14 protein-coding genes are annotated in these 15,296 nt (G+C 66.4%); all 14 read right to left on the bottom strand.

What is annotated here, in order from left to right:
• Positions 1-41: 41 nt before the first annotated feature.
• The gene (locus tag WKW77_RS16100) at positions 42-395 is read right to left on the bottom strand and encodes a Na+/H+ antiporter subunit C (RefSeq protein WP_340357859.1); all 354 of its coding nucleotides are present in this window, start codon (positions 393-395) and stop codon (positions 42-44) included.
• A complete protein-coding gene (locus WKW77_RS16095; RefSeq protein WP_340357858.1) occupies positions 395-3,343 on the bottom strand; it encodes a monovalent cation/H+ antiporter subunit A in 2,949 nt (982 codons plus the stop codon). The genes WKW77_RS16100 and WKW77_RS16095 overlap by 1 nt, the downstream gene beginning before the upstream one ends.
• Positions 3,344-3,382: 39 nt before the next feature.
• The gene (gene crcB / locus WKW77_RS16090) at positions 3,383-3,760 is read right to left on the bottom strand and encodes a fluoride efflux transporter CrcB (RefSeq protein ID WP_340357857.1); all 378 of its coding nucleotides are present in this window, start codon (positions 3,758-3,760) and stop codon (positions 3,383-3,385) included.
• 27 nt (positions 3,761-3,787) lie between these two features.
• Positions 3,788-5,101 carry a TRAP transporter large permease gene (locus WKW77_RS16085; RefSeq protein ID WP_340357856.1) on the bottom strand — a complete coding sequence of 438 codons (1,314 nt, stop codon included), beginning with the start codon at positions 5,099-5,101 and terminating at the stop codon, positions 3,788-3,790.
• A 155-nt stretch (positions 5,102-5,256) separates the two neighbouring features.
• Positions 5,257-5,853, bottom strand: coding sequence for a TRAP transporter small permease (locus WKW77_RS16080; protein WP_340357855.1), 597 nt, complete (start codon positions 5,851-5,853; stop codon positions 5,257-5,259).
• A 3-nt stretch (positions 5,854-5,856) separates the two neighbouring features.
• Positions 5,857-6,825: a TRAP transporter substrate-binding protein gene (locus WKW77_RS16075; protein WP_340357854.1), complete on the bottom strand. Its 969-nt coding sequence runs from the start codon at positions 6,823-6,825 to the stop codon at positions 5,857-5,859.
• A 180-nt stretch (positions 6,826-7,005) separates the two neighbouring features.
• On the bottom strand, positions 7,006-7,353 hold the full coding sequence (locus tag WKW77_RS16070; RefSeq protein ID WP_340357853.1) for a ComEA family DNA-binding protein: 348 nt from the start codon (positions 7,351-7,353) through the stop codon (positions 7,006-7,008).
• A 115-nt stretch (positions 7,354-7,468) separates the two neighbouring features.
• Positions 7,469-8,653 carry a lipopolysaccharide assembly protein LapB gene (gene lapB, locus WKW77_RS16065; protein ID WP_340357852.1) on the bottom strand — a complete coding sequence of 395 codons (1,185 nt, stop codon included), beginning with the start codon at positions 8,651-8,653 and terminating at the stop codon, positions 7,469-7,471.
• Entirely contained in the window at positions 8,643-8,963 is a 321-nt protein-coding gene (locus WKW77_RS16060) for a LapA family protein (RefSeq protein ID WP_340357851.1), read from the bottom strand. Before WKW77_RS16060 ends, lapB begins: the two co-directional genes overlap by 11 nt.
• 68 nt (positions 8,964-9,031) lie before the next feature.
• Entirely contained in the window at positions 9,032-9,349 is a 318-nt protein-coding gene (locus tag WKW77_RS16055; protein ID WP_340357850.1) for an integration host factor subunit beta, read from the bottom strand.
• 68 nt (positions 9,350-9,417) lie between these two features.
• Complete coding sequence (rpsA, locus tag WKW77_RS16050) at positions 9,418-11,106, bottom strand: 30S ribosomal protein S1 (RefSeq protein ID WP_340357849.1); 1,689 nt, start codon at positions 11,104-11,106, stop codon at positions 9,418-9,420.
• Between the two features lie 159 nt (positions 11,107-11,265).
• Positions 11,266-13,260, bottom strand: a complete 1,995-nt coding sequence (locus WKW77_RS16045) for a bifunctional 3-phosphoshikimate 1-carboxyvinyltransferase/cytidylate kinase (RefSeq protein WP_340357848.1) — start codon at positions 13,258-13,260, stop codon at positions 11,266-11,268.
• Positions 13,261-13,275: 15 nt separating this feature from the next.
• Entirely contained in the window at positions 13,276-14,154 is an 879-nt protein-coding gene (locus WKW77_RS16040; protein ID WP_340357847.1) for a prephenate dehydrogenase, read from the bottom strand.
• A gap of 10 nt (positions 14,155-14,164) precedes the next feature.
• Entirely contained in the window at positions 14,165-15,280 is a 1,116-nt protein-coding gene (pheA, locus tag WKW77_RS16035; RefSeq protein ID WP_340357846.1) for a prephenate dehydratase, read from the bottom strand.
• Positions 15,281-15,296: the final 16 nt, after the last annotated feature.

The raw sequence follows: 15,296 nt of genomic DNA, 5'->3' as shown, positions 1-15,296 counted from the left end.
GCTGAACTCGAGCATGCGGTCGACCAGGTGGAAGAAGCCGGTCACGGGTCGGTCCCCCGGCGCTCTTCACCGTCGACGTGATCGGTGCCGGTCAGCCCTCGCGAGGCGAGGAGGACCACCAGGAAGAGCGCGGTCATCGCGAAGCCGATCACGATGGCGGTGAGCACCAGGGCCTGCGGCATCGGGTCTGCCGTGTTGGCGAGCGTGGCGGCGAAGCCCGGCGTCAGCACCGGTTCGCTGTCGACCTTGAGGCGGCCCATGCTGAAGATGAACAGGTTGACCGCGTACGAGATCAGCGTGAGGCCCATGATCACCTGGAAGGTGCGCGGACGCAGCAGCAGGTACACGCCCGAGGCGGTGAGGACGGCGATGGCGATGGCGAGGACGATTTCCATCAGGCTGCGTCCTTGGCTTCGCCCGTGACGGCGCGCTCGGCTTCCTTCTCGGCCTGCTCGTCGGACCAGCGGTGGCTGCGGATCGACTGGTGCGCGAGCGCGGTGAGGATCAGCATGGTGGCACCCAGCACCAGCGCGAACACGCCGGTGTCGAAGAACAGCGCGCTCGGCACATGCACTTCGCCGACGAGCGGCAGGTGCAGATGCGCGGTATGCGTGGTGAGGAAGGGGTAGCCGAAGAGGATCGCGCCGTCGCCCGTGATCAGCGCGAGCAGCAGCCCGACGGCGATCCAGCGCCGCGGATAGATGCGCAGATGCTCTTCCACCCATTCGGTGCCCGACACCATGTACTGGAGCACCAAGGCCACCGACATCACCAGTCCCGCCACGAAGCCGCCGCCGGGCTGGTTGTGGCCGCGCATGAAGAAGTAGACCGACACCAGCACCGACAGCGGAAGCAAGAGCCGCACGAGCACCGCCGGGACCATCAGGTAGCCGACCGCGGTGTCCTTGGCGCGGCGCGGATTGAGCAGGTCGCTGCTGCCGTCGTCCGGATGCGCGCGCTGCTGCGGCGGCAGCGCCATGGATTCCGGCGCAGGACGGAAGCGGCGCAGCAGCGCATAGACCGTCAGCGCCACGACACCGAGCACCGTGATCTCGCCGAAGGTGTCGAAGCCGCGGAAGTCGACGAGCATGACGTTGACCACGTTGGTGCCGCCGCCACGCGTCAGCGCGTTGTCGAGGAAGAAGGGCGAGATGCTTTGCGGGAAGGTGCGCGTCATCATCATCCAGGCGATCGAGCCGAGGCCTGCGCCGGCGGTGATGGCGATCGCCAGGTCGCGGCCGCGCCGACCCCACTGGCGCAGCCAGGTCCACGTGGGCTCGGGTGTCGCGGTGCGCATCGGCAGCCAGCGCAGGCCGAGAAGGATCAGCACCGTCGTCACCGCCTCCACCACGAGCTGCGTGAGCGCGAGATCGGGCGCGGAGAACCAGATGTAGGTGATGCAGCTCACCAGCCCGGCGGCCGAGGCCAGCATCAACGATGCGAGGCGGTGGAACTTGGCTTGCTGTGCGGCGGCGATGGCGCAGGTGCAGCCGATCAGCCAGGTCATCGCGAACATGGGCGAGAAAGGCAGCAACTCGCGCGCACCGCTCGTGGCCGGCGTGAAGTGGAGCGACGCGCCCGCGCCCGCGATCGCAACGCCGACGAGCAGCAGCAACTGGATCTGCAGGCGCCGCGTGCCAAGGATGCGGCGGCTGCGGCGACCGGTCTCGCTCAGCCGCGCAAGCAGGTTCTCGAAGATGCGCTGGCCGTCGAAGCGGTGCAGCAATGGCGTCGCTTCCGCCAGCGCGCCGCGCTCGCGGCCGCGGCGTTGCATCAGATAGAGCATCCCGCCGCCGATCAGGGCGATGAAGCTCATGAGCAGAGGCAGGTTGAACCCGTGCCATACCGCAAGGCTGTATTCGGGCAAGGTGCCACCGACCACCGGTCGTGCGGCCGTCGCCAGAAACGCGCCGACGGACCAGGCAGGCGCCACCCCCACCACCAGGCAGATCAGCACCAGCAGTTCCACGGGTACCCGCATCCAGTGAGGCGGCTCGTGCGGCTGCCTGGGCACCTCGGGAGGCGCGCAGGGCGGGCCGAAAAACACGTCGAACACGAAGCGCGCCGAATAGGCCACGCTGAAGAGACCGGCGATCGTCGCGACGATCGGCAGGCTGCGGCTCACCCACGGCGTGGCCTCGATGAACACTGTCTCTGCGAAGAACATCTCTTTCGACAGGAAGCCATTGAGCAGCGGCACGCCCGCCATCGACGCACTCGCGATGATCGCCAGCGTGCCGGTGATCGGCATCAGCTTGAGCAAGCCGCTGAGCTTGCGGATGTCGCGCGTGCCGCTCTCGTGGTCGATGATGCCGGCGGCCATGAAGAGCGACGCCTTGAAGGTCGCGTGGTTCATGATGTGGAAGACCGCCGCCACCGCCGCGAGAGGGCTGTTCAGGCCCAGCAGCAGGGTGATGAGCCCCAGGTGCGAGATTGTCGAGTACGCCAGCAGCGCCTTGAGGTCGCGCTGGAACATCGCCACGTAGCCGCCGAGCAGCAGCGTGATCGCGCCGGCGCCGCTCACCAGCCAGAACCATGGCTCGGTGCCCGACAGCACCGGCCAGAGGCGTGCCATGAGGAACACGCCGAGCTTCACCATCGTGGCCGAATGCAGGTAGGACGAAACGGGCGTGGGCGCCGCCATCGCGCGCGGCAGCCAGAAATGGAACGGGAACTGCGCGCTCTTGGTGAAGGCGCCGAGCAGCACCAGCACGAGTGCGGCGGGGTAGAGCGGATTCGCGCGGATCGCATCGCCCGATGCGAGCACCACGTCGAGGTCGTAGCTGCCCGCGATGCGTCCCAGGATCAATGCGCCGGCCAGCAGGCACAGACCGCCTGCGCCGGTGACCACGAGTGCCATGGTCGCGCCGCGGCGTGCGTCGCGCCGGTGGTGCCAGTATCCGATCAGCAGGAAGGAGAAGAGGCTGGTGAGTTCCCAGAACAGCACCATCTGGATGATGTTGCCCGACAGCACCACGCCCACCATCGCGCCCATGAACGCAAGCAGGAACGAGAAGAAGCGCGGCACCGGATCGGACGGCGACATGTAGTAGCGCGCGTACAGCACCACCAGCGTTCCGATCCCCAGCACGAGCATGCAGAACAGCCACGCGAAGCCATCCATGCGGAAGACGAGATCGAGTCCGAAGACGGGCAGCCACTCGATCTTCTGGTGGATCACTTCGCCGCTGGCGACCTTCGGGAAGAACCACGCGGTCTGCACCGCGCACCCCAGCGCGACGAGCCCTGCGAGCGTCGATTCACGATTGCGCGCGTCCGAGGGCAGCAGCGCGGCAAGCACGCTGGCGATGAACGGAAGTGCGACCAGAAAGACAAGGGGCATTGCGATCGATTCTATCGATCGACCCTCTGCGATCTCCGCTCAAGCCATGAGGTATTGCACCGTTCTGAACCCGAGCCACGTGAGCAGCAGCGAGCCGCCGAGGTGCAGCGCGACCGTCACCACCGCGTCTCCTGGCCGCCCGGCCACCATCATGCCGACGACCTCGGCGGAGAAGCTTGAAAAGGTGGTGAGAGAACCCAGGAACCCCGTGACCACGACCAATCGCCATGCCGGGTTGATGTCGGGCAGTGCCGTGAAACCTGCGATCGCGAGGCCGACCAGGTAGCCGCCGATCAGGTTCACGGCCAGCGTGCCCCACGGCAGCCAACCGCCCGGGTTGAGCCAGGTGGAGAAGCCCCAGCGCAGCAGCGCGCCAACGCACGCGGAGACACAGATGACGAGGACGTTCAGCAGCATGGGGCGATTGTCGTCGTGCCGCGCCGCCTATTTCTCCGCGCCCATCACGACGTCCGGCAGGATGGTCACGATGCTCGGGAACACCGTGATCAGGGCGATGCAGAGCACGAGACAGAAGAAGAACGGAATCGCCGCCTTCGCGATCACATTGCTGTCCTTGCCGGTCATGTTCTGCAGCACGAACAGGTTGAAGCCGACGGGCGGCGTGACTTCCGCGATCTCGACCAGGAGCACGATGAAGATGCCGAACCACACGAGGTCGAACCCCGCCTTCTGGATCATCGGCAGCACGACGGCGCTGGTCAGCACGATCATCGAGATCCCGTCGAGCGCGGTGCCGAGGACGAGATAGACCAGCACCAGCGCGCCGATCAGCGCGTAGGGCGAAAGGTGCATGCTGTCCACCCATTCCGCCAGCTCGCGCGGGATGCCGGTGAAGGCCATGGTCTTGGTCAGGAAGGCCGCGCCCGCAAGGATGAACATGATCATGCAGCTCGTGCGCGTGGCGCCCATGATCCCGTCCTTGAAGTTCTGCCAGGTGAGGCTGCGTCCCCATGCGGCGATCGCGAGCGAGCCCAGCACGCCGAACGCCGCGCACTCGGTGGCGGTGGCCCAGCCGGCGACCAGTACCCACACGATGAAGACGATCAGGAGCGTGCAGGGGATCAGGTTGCCCGAGAGCCGGATCTTCTCGCGGAAGCTCGTCGGTGGATCGGCGGGCGGGACCTGGTCGGGATGGCGCAGGCTCCACCAGCCGATATAGCCCGAGAAGAGCAGCATCAGCAGCAGCCCGGGCAGGAAGCCGGCGAGAAAGATGCGGATGATCGACGCGTCGGCTGCGACGGCGTACACCACCATCGTGATCGACGGCGGGATCAGGATGCCCAGCGTGCCCGCAGTGGCGAGCGAGCCGATCGCGAGCTTCTCGTTGTAGCCGCGGCGCACGAGTTCCGGCAGCGCGACCTTCGCGATCGTCGCGCAGGTCGCGGCGGATGAACCGGAGACCGAGCCGAACACGCCGCAGCCGAGGATCGTCGTGTGCATCAGGCGCCCCGGCACGCGGTTGAGCCATGGCCGCAGGCCCTCGAACATTTCTTCGCTCAGCTTCGTGCGGAAGAGGATTTCGCCCATCCAGATGAAGAGCGGCAGCGCGGCAAGCTCCCAGGAGGCATTCGACTCCCAGAACGAAGAGAAGAGATTCTTGGCGGGCAGCGTCTGGGTGAAGAAGGCCTGGCCGACCCAGCCGACGATCGCGAGCGTCATCGCGATCCACACGCCGCCGGCGAGCAGCACCAGCATGATGGCGAGCAGCAGCGCGCCCATGAGAAGCGTTTCGAGCATTTCAGTGGTCCACCAGAGTGCCCCGCGATTCGCGGCGCATGAAACCGACACGGCCAAGACCAGGAATCCCGCGGAACCGGCTTTGCCGGGCCGCAGGGATTGCCCCCGGCGAGGGGGTGGAGAGCGACACGAAGTGCGCGAGCCTGGGGGTGAGCCTAGACATCGGAGGAGAAGTCGCCTGCCGCATGCCGTTCTTCGACCGCGCGCTGGTAGCTCGGCTTGTCGCCGCGCAGCACACCCACGAGCTCGTCGATCATCGCGATCAGGAGCAGCCAGCAGCCGAGCACGAAGGTCGATTGCGGAATCCAGATCGGTATCACCACGAGGCCGGTGGCCATCTCGGCGAACTCATGGCTCTCCCAGGTGAAGCTGGTGGCCGCATAGGTCAGGTAGGACACCGAGATCGCCGCGATCAGCAGGCAGCCGACGTCGAGCGCACGCCGAACCCTTGGCGACGCGGCTTCGAGCAGCAGCGTCACGCGGACGAAATCACCATGACGGAAGGCGTGCGCCATGGCGAAGAAGCCGGCGGCGGCGCACAGCCACGCGACCACGTCGTTGAGTCCGCTCACATGCCAGTTCATCTGACGCCCGACGCCGCCGAGGACCATCAGCACGAAGATGACAAACACGCAGGTTGCGCCCAGTGCACCGGCGCCGTCGTACAGGCGATCGAGCCACACGCGAGCGCGACCCGCGCGCCTCTCATCGAGAGCGACACCTGCGGGGCGCCCGGCCGAAGACTGCGTCATGGGTCAGTTCTTCTTGTAGGCGTCCACGATGGCTGCGCCATCGGGCCCTGCGACTTTCAGCCAGTCGGCCTGCATGATGCCGCCGACCTGTCGCATGTCCGCATCGAGCTTGGGCGAGGGTTTGTGGATCTTCATGCCGCGCTCGGTCAGCAGGCGCTTGTACTCGTCGTTCTTCTCTTGCGCAGTCTTCCAGCCGCGCACTTCGGCCTCGGCGGCGGCCTTGGTGACCGCGTCCTTGGTCACCGGGTCGAGCGTGTCGAAGGCCTTGGCGTTCACGAGCACGGCGTTCTTCGGAATCCAGGCTTGCGTGTCGTAGAAGTTCTTGATGCTCTCGTAGGTCTTGGTGTCGTAGCCGGTCGAGCCCGAGCTCATGTAGCTTTCGATCACGCCCGTGGCCATCGCGGCGCTGAGCTCGGCCTGCTGGATCTGTACGGGTTGCGCGCCGATCAGTTCGGCAATCTTCGCGGTGGCCGGGCTGTAGGCGCGCCACTTGATCCCGCGCAGGTCGGCCACCGAGCCGATCTCCTTCTTCGAGTAGATGCCCTGCGGCGCCCAGGGCACCATGAACAGCACCTTGATCCCCTGGGCGGAAAGCAGCTTCTCCATCGCGGGCTTGGAAGCGCCGTAGAGCTTCTTCGCTTCAGGATAGGTCGTGGCGAGGAAGGGCACGCCGTCGAGCGCATAGATCGGGTTCTCGTTCGCGAAGTTGGCGAGCAGGATCTCGCCGGCTTGCGCCTGGCCGCTCTGCACCGCGCGCTTGATCTCGGGCGCCTTGAACAGCGAGGCGTTGGAATGCACCGTGATCTTGAGCTTGCCGCCGGTCGCCGCGTCGACATCCTTCGCGAACTGGACGATGTTCTCGGTGTGGTAGTTCGCGGGCGGATAGGCCGTGGGCAGGTCCCACTTGGCCTGTGCGAACGCTGCTGCACCGAGGGTGAGACCCGCCAGGGCGATGCCGAACTTGTGAATCATGAGCTCTCCGGAATGTGCATGGTGGAAAAGTCGACGGGGAGCATACGTTGCAAGTTGTGCGCCATCGCTCGGGCATTTCCCTGCCACTTGCCCGGTCTGGCCCGGGGTCAGCGAAGGAAGCGAAAAGGCCGCCCGAGGGCGGCCTTCGATTCAGCGCATCGATGTGCGCATGGATGGATCTCAGGGCTTGGCCGGCGCCTTGTGCGCGGTCGGCACCACCTTCTTCGCATCGTTCTCCTTGGCCTTGTTCGCAGGCGCGTGCCCGCTGAAGGACTGCCCATTGACCGTGAGGCCCTCTCCAGAAAGCTTGGTCGCCGACTTGTCCTTCACGCCCTTGACCCGGCTCATGAAGTCGCCCCAGTCCTTGAACTCGCCCTGCTTGCGGGCTTCGATGATGCGTTTGGAAAGTGCCGGGCCTACGCCCTTCAGACTGTCGAGCTCGGCTTCGGTGGCCTTGTTGACATCGACCGCGGCCCAGGAGGCGACGGCAAACAGCATGGCCGTGGCGGCCAGGATCTTCTTGAACATGACTAACTCCCTGAGATTGTTGTGTGAGGAACGCGAAGCGCTCCACCGCGCACAGATCGCGCGCGGCGTCCACATGATAGCGGGGAGGGCGGCGGCCGCTTGCAGGCCGCCGCGATCAGAGCTCTTCGACGCGACGCGGCGGATAGCTGTCCCAGGCCTGGCAACCGGGGCAGTGCCAGAAGTACTGGTGCGCCTCGAATCCGCACGCGGCGCAGCGGTACCGCATCAGGGGACGCGTTGCCTGATCGAGGGAGCGCTGGACCTGCGGATGGAACTGCTCGTGCTGGAATCGCTCGCTGGCGAGCCAGCGCGATGCGGCCACCAGCGAGGTCTGGCGTGCAAGGTGAGCGATGTAGCCGTCGCGCGGTTCGGGCGGGGGGGCATCGGCGGTGCGTGCATCGTCCGGCAGCGCCGGCGTGCCGCCGAGGGCGATGATGGCCTCGAGCACATCGATCGATGGCGAGGCAACGTACCGGCGCTGCAGCAGGGCGAGCGCTTCGCCCGATCGCTGCGACGCGACCGCAGCCTGCTGGAGCATCGCTGCGTACAGCGGCAACGCAAGCGGTGCGCGCTCGCTGAGCGACTTGAGCGTCTCGAAGGCAGCGGCGGCGTCGCCCCTGCGCAGTTGGAGCGTCGCGGTGTCGATGGCGGGACGCGGCGCCTGGGGGGCAAGCGTCGCGGCCTCGCGAAGCAATTGCGCTGCCCCGTCCAGGTCCGCAGCGGCGACGCGCTCGGCGGCCTGTTCGCAGAGATGGTGGGCGCGCCGCGCGCTGTAGCTGGCCTGTTCCGATTCGTCGAGCTTCTGCGCCACGTCTTCCGCCTGGGCCCATTCGCGCGAACGCTCGTAGATGGCAAGGAGCGAGAGCCGGGCCTCGTTCTCGTAGCGCGTGCCTTCGAGCTTCTGCAGTGCGGCTTCGGCGCGGTCGAGCAACCCTGCGCGCAGGAAGTCCTGTGCCAGCGCATGCTGCGCGCGATCGCGATCGGCACGGCTCAGGTCGCCGCGTCCGAGCAGGTGTTCGTGCACGCGCACCGCACGCTGGTACTCGCCGCGGCGGCGGAACAGGTTGCCGAGGGCGAAGTGCAACTCCTGCGTGTCGGCATCGTTCTGGACGGCTTCGATGAAGGCGTCGATCGCCTGGTCCTGCTGTTCGTTCAAAAGGAAGTTCAGGCCGCGGAAGTAGGCCTTGGGCGCCTGCCGGTTCTCGATCCTGAGCTGGCGCAGGTCGAAGCGCGACGCGAGCCAGCCGAGAACGAAGGCGATGGGAAGGCCGAGCAGCAGCCAGCTGAGGTCAAAGTCCATGTTGGCGTACGGCGGGAAGGTCGGCGGCGGAAACGGTGGCGGGGGGAGCGGTTGCCGAGGCTGGCGGCGGAACGACCGGGGCGGGCGACTGCTGTGCCGCCGCGCTGCGATGCTTCCACCATCCCGGCAGCATGCCGAGGGCGCCGACCACCATGCCGCCCGCGAAGGCGGCCAGGACCACTAGCACCAGCGGGGCGCGCCAGGAGGTCCCGAAGAAGAAGTAGACCGTCGCGTCGTGCTGGTTGTTCAGCGCGAAGGCGAAGAGGGTAAAAAAAATGGCTGCCTTCAGCAGCCACAGGAGATATTTCATGCGCTTCCCCGTTGGCGGGGGAATTCTATGCCTGCATGTCGCTGGACTCGCAGGGCAGGCGCGTCGCTTTATGCGCGCTTCTGCTTCTCGGCGTCGAGTTCCGCGCTCCGCGCATCGACCGCCTCGCGCAAGGCCTTGCCCGGCTTGAAGTGCGGCACGCGCTTTTCGGGAATCTGCACGCTCTCGCCCGAACGCGGGTTGCGTCCGATGCGCGGAGGGCGCCGGTTCACCGTGAAGCTGCCGAAGCCCCGGATCTCGATGCGGTGGCCGCGCACGAGTGCGTCGCTCATCGCGTCGAGGATGGTCTTGACGGCGTATTCGGCGTCGCGGTGCGTCAGTTGTGCAAAGCGTGCGGCGAGTTCTTCGACAAGATCGGAACGGGTCATGGCAGAAACGTGGAGGACGAAAAAAAGGACAGGGCGGCCCGAAGGCCTGCCCTGTCCCCGGACTCAGCTTACTTGTCGCTGTTGCCGTCCAGCTTGGCGCGCAGCAGGGCGCCCAGGCTGGTCGTACCGGCGTTTTCACGCGCGGATTGCTGGCTCAGGTTGGCCATGGCTTCCTGCTGGTCGGCCATGTCCTTCTGCTTGATCGACAGCTGGATGTTGCGGGTCTTGCGATCCACATTGACCACCACGGCCGTGACTTCGTCGCCTTCCTTGAGCACGTTGCGGGCATCTTCCACGCGGTCGCGGGAGATTTCGCTGGCGCGCAGGTAGCCGACGATGTCGTCGCCGAGGTCGATCTCGGCACCGCGCGGGTCGACGGTCTTGACCTTGCCGGTGACGATCTGGCCCTTGTCGTTCACGGTCGTGAATGTGGTGAACGGATCGCTGTCGAGCTGCTTGATGCCCAGGCTGATGCGCTCGCGGTCCACGTCGACGGCCAGCACGATCGCTTCGACTTCCTGGCCCTTCTTGTAGTTGCGCACGGCGGTTTCACCCGGCTCGTTCCACGACAGGTCGGACAGGTGGACGAGGCCGTCGATGCCGGCAGCCAGACCCACGAACACGCCGAAGTCGGTGATCGACTTGATCGGGCCCTTGACGCGGTCGCCGCGCTTGGTGTTCTGCGCGAACTCCTGCCACGGGTTGGCCTTGCACTGCTTCATGCCGAGGCTGATGCGGCGCTTGTCTTCGTCGATCTCGAGGACCATGACTTCGACTTCGTCGCCCAGCGAGACGATCTTGTTCGGGGCGATGTTCTTGTTGGTCCAGTCCATCTCGGACACGTGCACCAGGCCTTCGATGCCCGGCTCGAGTTCGACGAACGCGCCGTAGTCGGCGATGTTCGTGACCTTGCCGAACAGGCGGGTGCCTTGCGGGTAGCGGCGCGAAACGCCCATCCACGGGTCGTCGCCCATCTGCTTGAGACCCAGCGAGACACGGTTCTTTTCGGTGTCGAACTTGAGGATCTTGGCGGTGATTTCCTGGCCGGCCTGCACCACTTCGCTCGGGTGGCGGACACGGCGCCATGCCATGTCGGTGATGTGCAGCAGACCGTCGATGCCGCCGAGGTCGACGAACGCACCGTACTCGGTGATGTTCTTGACCACGCCGCGCACGATCGCGCCTTCCTTGAGCGTTTCCATCAGCTTGGCGCGCTCTTCGCCCATGCTGGCTTCGACCACGGCGCGGCGCGAGAGCACCACGTTGTTGCGCTTGCGATCGAGCTTGATGACCTTGAACTCGAGGGTCTTGTTCTCGTAGGGCGTCAGGTCCTTGATCGGACGGGTGTCGATCAGCGAACCCGGCAGGAAGGCGCGGATGCCGTTGACCAGCACCGTGAGGCCGCCCTTGACCTTGCCGCTCGTCGTGCCGGTGACGAAGTCGCCGGATTCGAGGGCCTTCTCGAGCGCGAGCCACGAAGCGAGGCGCTTGGCCGTGTCGCGCGAGAGGATGGTGTCGCCGTAGCCGTTCTCGACGCTGCCGATGGCGACGGAGACGAAATCGCCGGCCTGGACTTCGAGTTCACCCTTGTCGTTCTTGAACTCCTCGATCGGCACGTAGGCTTCGGACTTGAGGCCTGCGTTGACCACGACGTGGTTGTGTTCGACACGCACGACTTCGGCGGTGATGACCTCGCCGGCGCGCATTTCGGAGCGCTTCAGGGATTCTTCGAACAGGTCGGCAAAAGATTCAGACATTGTGTGTTCCTTCCGTCACGCAGGGTTTGCAGACGCACCATTGCGCCTGGATTGGGTCTGGAGACGGCGGTTGTTTGGGCTTGAGGCCCGGTTGGGGTTGAACAACCAGCAGGCCGGTGCGCTGACGCGCGGTGGGGACCTGCTGGACCGAAACGCCGGTCAAGAGGCCTTGAACGGCTGTATTTCCTGCCACCAGTGCAACACCTGACCGACCGATTGCTCGACCGTTTGATGGGAGTTGTCCAGGAGGCGGGCGTCCTGCGCTGGCTTCAAAGGCGCGACACTGCGGGAAGAGTCCCGCAGATCACGCGCTTCCAAATCGGCGCGAAGACTGTCGAGTGTAGTCGAAATTCCCTTTGAAATCAATTGCTTATGGCGCCGCTCGGCCCGGTGTTCGGCGCTTGCAGTCAGGAAGACCTTGAGCTTGGCGTCGGGAAAGATCACGGTGCCCATGTCGCGGCCGTCGGCGACGAGTCCAGGCAACTTGCGAAAGCTTCGCTGCAGGTCGACGAGGGCGGTGCGCACCCCGGGGAGCGTCGATACGCGCGATGCGTCCATGCCCGCGGCTTCGGTGCGGATCGCGTCGCTGACGTCCTCGCCGGCGAGCAGGACCTTGCCCTCGCTGAAGCAGAGCGGCAGCGCGTGGGCGATCTCCGCGATCCGGGCCTCATGCTCCGCGTCCGGGGCGAGGCCAGCGCGCCGCAGCGCGATGCCCGTGACGCGGTAGAGCGAACCCGAGTCCAGGTAGTGATAGCCCAGCCGTCGCGCTACCTCGATCGTGAGCGTGCCCTTGCCCGAGGCGGTCGGGCCGTCGACGCAGATCACGGGAACCTCTACGGTCCGCGCCACCGAGAACAGCGTTTCGAAATACTCGGGGAAGGTCTTGGCGACGCAATGCGGCTCGAGGATGCGCACCGGTTTTCCGTCCGGATTGAAGGCCGCGAGCGAGAAGCACATCGCAACCCGGTGATCGTCGTAGGTGCGGATGCTGGCCGCCTGCCAGGCGCCCGCGGGCAGCGGGTGGACGCGGATGAAGTCCGGCCCGGCTTCGACGGTCGCACCCAGCTTCGCGAGCTCGTTCGCCATCGCGTCGATGCGATCGGTCTCCTTCACGCGCCAGCTGGCGATGTTGCGCAGGGTGCTCGGGCCGTCGGCATAGAGCGCCATCACGGCGAGCGTCATCGCGGCGTCGGGGATGTGGTTGGCATCGATGTCGATCGCCTTCAGCGGCCACGCGTCGCGAGAAATCGAAAGCCAATTGGGACCGCTGTCGATCCGCGCGCCCATCTGCCGAGCGGCGTCGATGAAGCGGATGTCTCCCTGGATCGATTCGGCCCCCACGCCTTCGATCCGAATGCCCGAACCGTTGGCGATCGCACCGAGTGCAATGAAATAGCTGGCCGAGGATGCGTCGGCCTCGACATGGATCTCGCCGGGCGAGCGGTACTGGCTGCCGGCCGGGATCGTGAAGCGCTGCCAGCCGTCGCGGCGCACCGCGATGCCGAAGCGGGCGAGCAGGTTGAGCGTGATCTCGATGTAGGGCTTGGAGATCAGCTCGCCGACCACGTCGATCACGATGTCACGCCGCGCGGCCAGAGGCAGCGCGAGAAGTAGCGCCGTGAGGAACTGGCTCGACACATCGCCGCGCACGCGGATCGGGGCGTCGAGCTGCAGGGTGTCGATCGCGACCGGGTGAATCGCGAGTGGCGGATAGCCAGGGTTGCCAAGGTAGTCGATCCGGCAGCCGAGCTGGGTCAACGCGTCGACCAGGTCGCCGATCGGCCGCTCGTGCATGCGCGGCACGCCCTTGAGCTCGAACTCGCCGCCGAGCAGCGCGAGCGCGGCCGTCAGCGGACGCATGGCGGTGCCTGCATTGCCGAGGAACAGCGAAGCGCTGGTGCTGCGCAGCGCGCCGCCGAGACCTTCGAGCTTCACCGTCGTGCCATCGCGTCCGATGACGCAGCCCAGGGCCGCCAGGGCGTCCAGCATGACCCGCGTGTCGTCCGAGTCGAGCAGGTCGTGGATCGTGGTGGTGCCGCTGGCGAGCGCGGCCAGCAGCAGCACGCGGTTGGAAATGCTTTTCGATCCCGGCAGTTGGACGGTGCCGGATGCGCCGTTGAGCGCGGGAATGTCCAGGAATGGCGTGGCGTACATGTCAGTGCGCGTGGCTTATTCGGGTGAGCCCATTGCGCCGGGTTGCCACTGGCTTCGCACCTGGCTCACGGCCGCAATGGCGTTCTCGAGCGCCTGCGCATCGCTGGACGCCAGCAGCGCCTCGAATTGCCGCAGCGCGTCCCGGAAGGTCTGGGATTGGAGCAGCACCTTCTCCCGATTGGCCATGAGGATGTCGCGCCACACGGCCGGGTCGCTGGCCGCGATGCGCGTGAAGTCGCGAAACCCCGGGCCGGCCATTTCCAGGAAGCGCTCGCCCTGCGGTTGCGTGGCAATGCCGCTGGTGAAGGCGAAGGCGATGAGGTGCGGCAAATGGCTCACAGCCGCAAAGGTGGTGTCGTGCTCGTCGGGCGTCATGGTACGAACCTTCGCGCCGATCCCGCTCCAGACCTGCGTCGCGCGCTGGACGTTGGAACGCAGGGTGGTCTTGATCGGCGTGAGCACGACCTGCCTGCCGGTATAGAGGCCGGCATCGGCGTGTTCGACGCCGGCGACCTCCTTGCCGGCGATCGGATGGGCCGGCACGAAGGACGACAGTTGGTCCTGCAGGCCGCGGCGGGCGGCCTCGATCACGTCGCCCTTGGTCGAGCCCACGTCCATCACGAGCATCTGGTCGGTGATCCCGTGGCGGATCGCCTTGAACGTCTGCTCGGAGGCGCCCACGGGCACGGCGATCAGCACCAGGTCGGCGCCCGACACCGCGAGCAGGGCGGAGGGCGCCGCGACATCGATCACGCCGAGTTGCTTCGCGCGTTCCGTCGTCGAAGGCGACTTGCTGTAGCCGACGACCCGCTTCACGAGCTTTGCCCGCTTGAGCGCGAGCGCGAAGGAGCCGCCCATGAGGCCGCAGCCGATCAGGCCGAGTTGTTCAAACATCGTCCGTGCCTCAGGAATTGACCGGATAGGCGCCGATGACCTTGTAGAACGCGCAGAGCTTGCGAAGTTCGGTCAGCGCGGCCGCGACGTTGGGCTGGGTGGGGTGGCCGTCGAGGTCGATGTAGAAGTAGTACTCCCACTGGCCGGTGCGCGCGGGACGCGATTCGAACCGGGTCATCGAGACGTTGTTGGTCTTCAGCGGCACCAGCAGGTCGTGCACGGCGCCGGGTCGGTTGGGCACGGAGACGACGAGGCTCGTGCAATCCTTGCCCGTCGCCGGCGGCATCGCCAGCGTCTGCGGCAGGCAGATCACGGCGAAGCGGGTGCGGTTGTAGGAATCGTCCTGGATCGCGTGGGAGACGATGTGCAGCCCGAAGCGCGTGGCGGCACGCTCGCTTGCAAGACCTGCCCAGGCGGGGTTGCCGGCGGCCAGCCTGGCGCCTTCGGCGTTGCTGGAAACCGCACGGCGCTCGGCGTTCGGCAGGTGCTTGGAAAGCCAGGTCTGGCACTGGGCGAGGGCCTGCGGGTGCGCCAGGACGGCTTCGATGCCTTCCAGCGAGTTGGTGCTGCGCAGGAGGTGGTGGCGCACGAGCAGGCTGACTTCGCCGACCACATGGGTGGGCGAGTGCAGGAAGAGGTCCAGCGACCGGGCGACCACGCCTTCGGTGGAGTTCTCGACACCGACGACGCCGTACTGGGCGCTGCCGGCGGCCGTCGCATGGAAGACCTCGTCGAAGCTTGCGCAGTAGATCAGGTCGGCGGCGCCGCCGAAATACTCGATCGCCGCCTGCTCTGTGAAGGTGCCTTCCGGACCCAGCACCGCGACCCGTTGGGGCGACTCGAGGGCGAGGCAGGCCGACATGATCTCGCGCCAGATCGCGGCGACATGCTGCGACTTGAGCGGGCCCTGGTTGCTCTGCTGCATCTTCTCGATCACCTGGGCGACGCGATCGGGACGGAAGTAGGGAGTGCCCTCGCGCTTCTTGACCTCTCCCACCTGTTCGGCCACGTGGGCGCGCCGGTTCAGGAGGTCGAGAAGCTGCTGGTCGAGCGAGTCGATCTGCACGCGCAGATCGGCGAGGGAGGCGTTGTCAGGGTGCTGGGGCTGTGGAGCGGGTGCGGTCATCGGTCGGGTGCACATG

The sequence above is a fragment of the Variovorax ureilyticus genome, assembly GCF_037889935.1.
Taxonomy (GTDB): Bacteria; Pseudomonadota; Gammaproteobacteria; order Burkholderiales; family Burkholderiaceae_C; genus Variovorax; species Variovorax ureilyticus.
The sequence above is the reverse complement of the archived record's forward strand: the minus strand, read 5'-3'. Positions and strand labels throughout refer to the sequence as shown.

Excerpts from the sequence above, each read along its gene's own strand:
- WKW77_RS16100 (WP_340357859.1), bottom strand. The coding sequence starts at position 395 with ATGGAAATCGTCCTCGCCATCGCCATCGCCGTCCTCACCGCCTCGGGC.
- WKW77_RS16095 (WP_340357858.1), bottom strand. The coding sequence starts at position 3,343 with ATGCCCCTTGTCTTTCTGGTCGCACTTCCGTTCATCGCCAGCGTGCTT.
- crcB (WP_340357857.1), bottom strand. The coding sequence starts at position 3,760 with ATGCTGCTGAACGTCCTCGTCATCTGTGTCTCCGCGTGCGTTGGCGCG.
- WKW77_RS16085 (WP_340357856.1), bottom strand. The coding sequence starts at position 5,101 with ATGCTCGAAACGCTTCTCATGGGCGCGCTGCTGCTCGCCATCATGCTG.
- WKW77_RS16080 (WP_340357855.1), bottom strand. The coding sequence starts at position 5,853 with ATGACGCAGTCTTCGGCCGGGCGCCCCGCAGGTGTCGCTCTCGATGAG.
- WKW77_RS16075 (WP_340357854.1), bottom strand. The coding sequence starts at position 6,825 with ATGATTCACAAGTTCGGCATCGCCCTGGCGGGTCTCACCCTCGGTGCA.
- WKW77_RS16070 (WP_340357853.1), bottom strand. The coding sequence starts at position 7,353 with ATGTTCAAGAAGATCCTGGCCGCCACGGCCATGCTGTTTGCCGTCGCC.
- lapB (WP_340357852.1), bottom strand. The coding sequence starts at position 8,653 with ATGGACTTTGACCTCAGCTGGCTGCTGCTCGGCCTTCCCATCGCCTTC.
- WKW77_RS16060 (WP_340357851.1), bottom strand. The coding sequence starts at position 8,963 with ATGAAATATCTCCTGTGGCTGCTGAAGGCAGCCATTTTTTTTACCCTC.
- WKW77_RS16055 (WP_340357850.1), bottom strand. The coding sequence starts at position 9,349 with ATGACCCGTTCCGATCTTGTCGAAGAACTCGCCGCACGCTTTGCACAA.
- rpsA (WP_340357849.1), bottom strand. The coding sequence starts at position 11,106 with ATGTCTGAATCTTTTGCCGACCTGTTCGAAGAATCCCTGAAGCGCTCC.
- WKW77_RS16045 (WP_340357848.1), bottom strand. The coding sequence starts at position 13,260 with ATGTACGCCACGCCATTCCTGGACATTCCCGCGCTCAACGGCGCATCC.
- WKW77_RS16040 (WP_340357847.1), bottom strand. The coding sequence starts at position 14,154 with ATGTTTGAACAACTCGGCCTGATCGGCTGCGGCCTCATGGGCGGCTCC.
- pheA (WP_340357846.1), bottom strand. The coding sequence starts at position 15,280 with ATGACCGCACCCGCTCCACAGCCCCAGCACCCTGACAACGCCTCCCTC.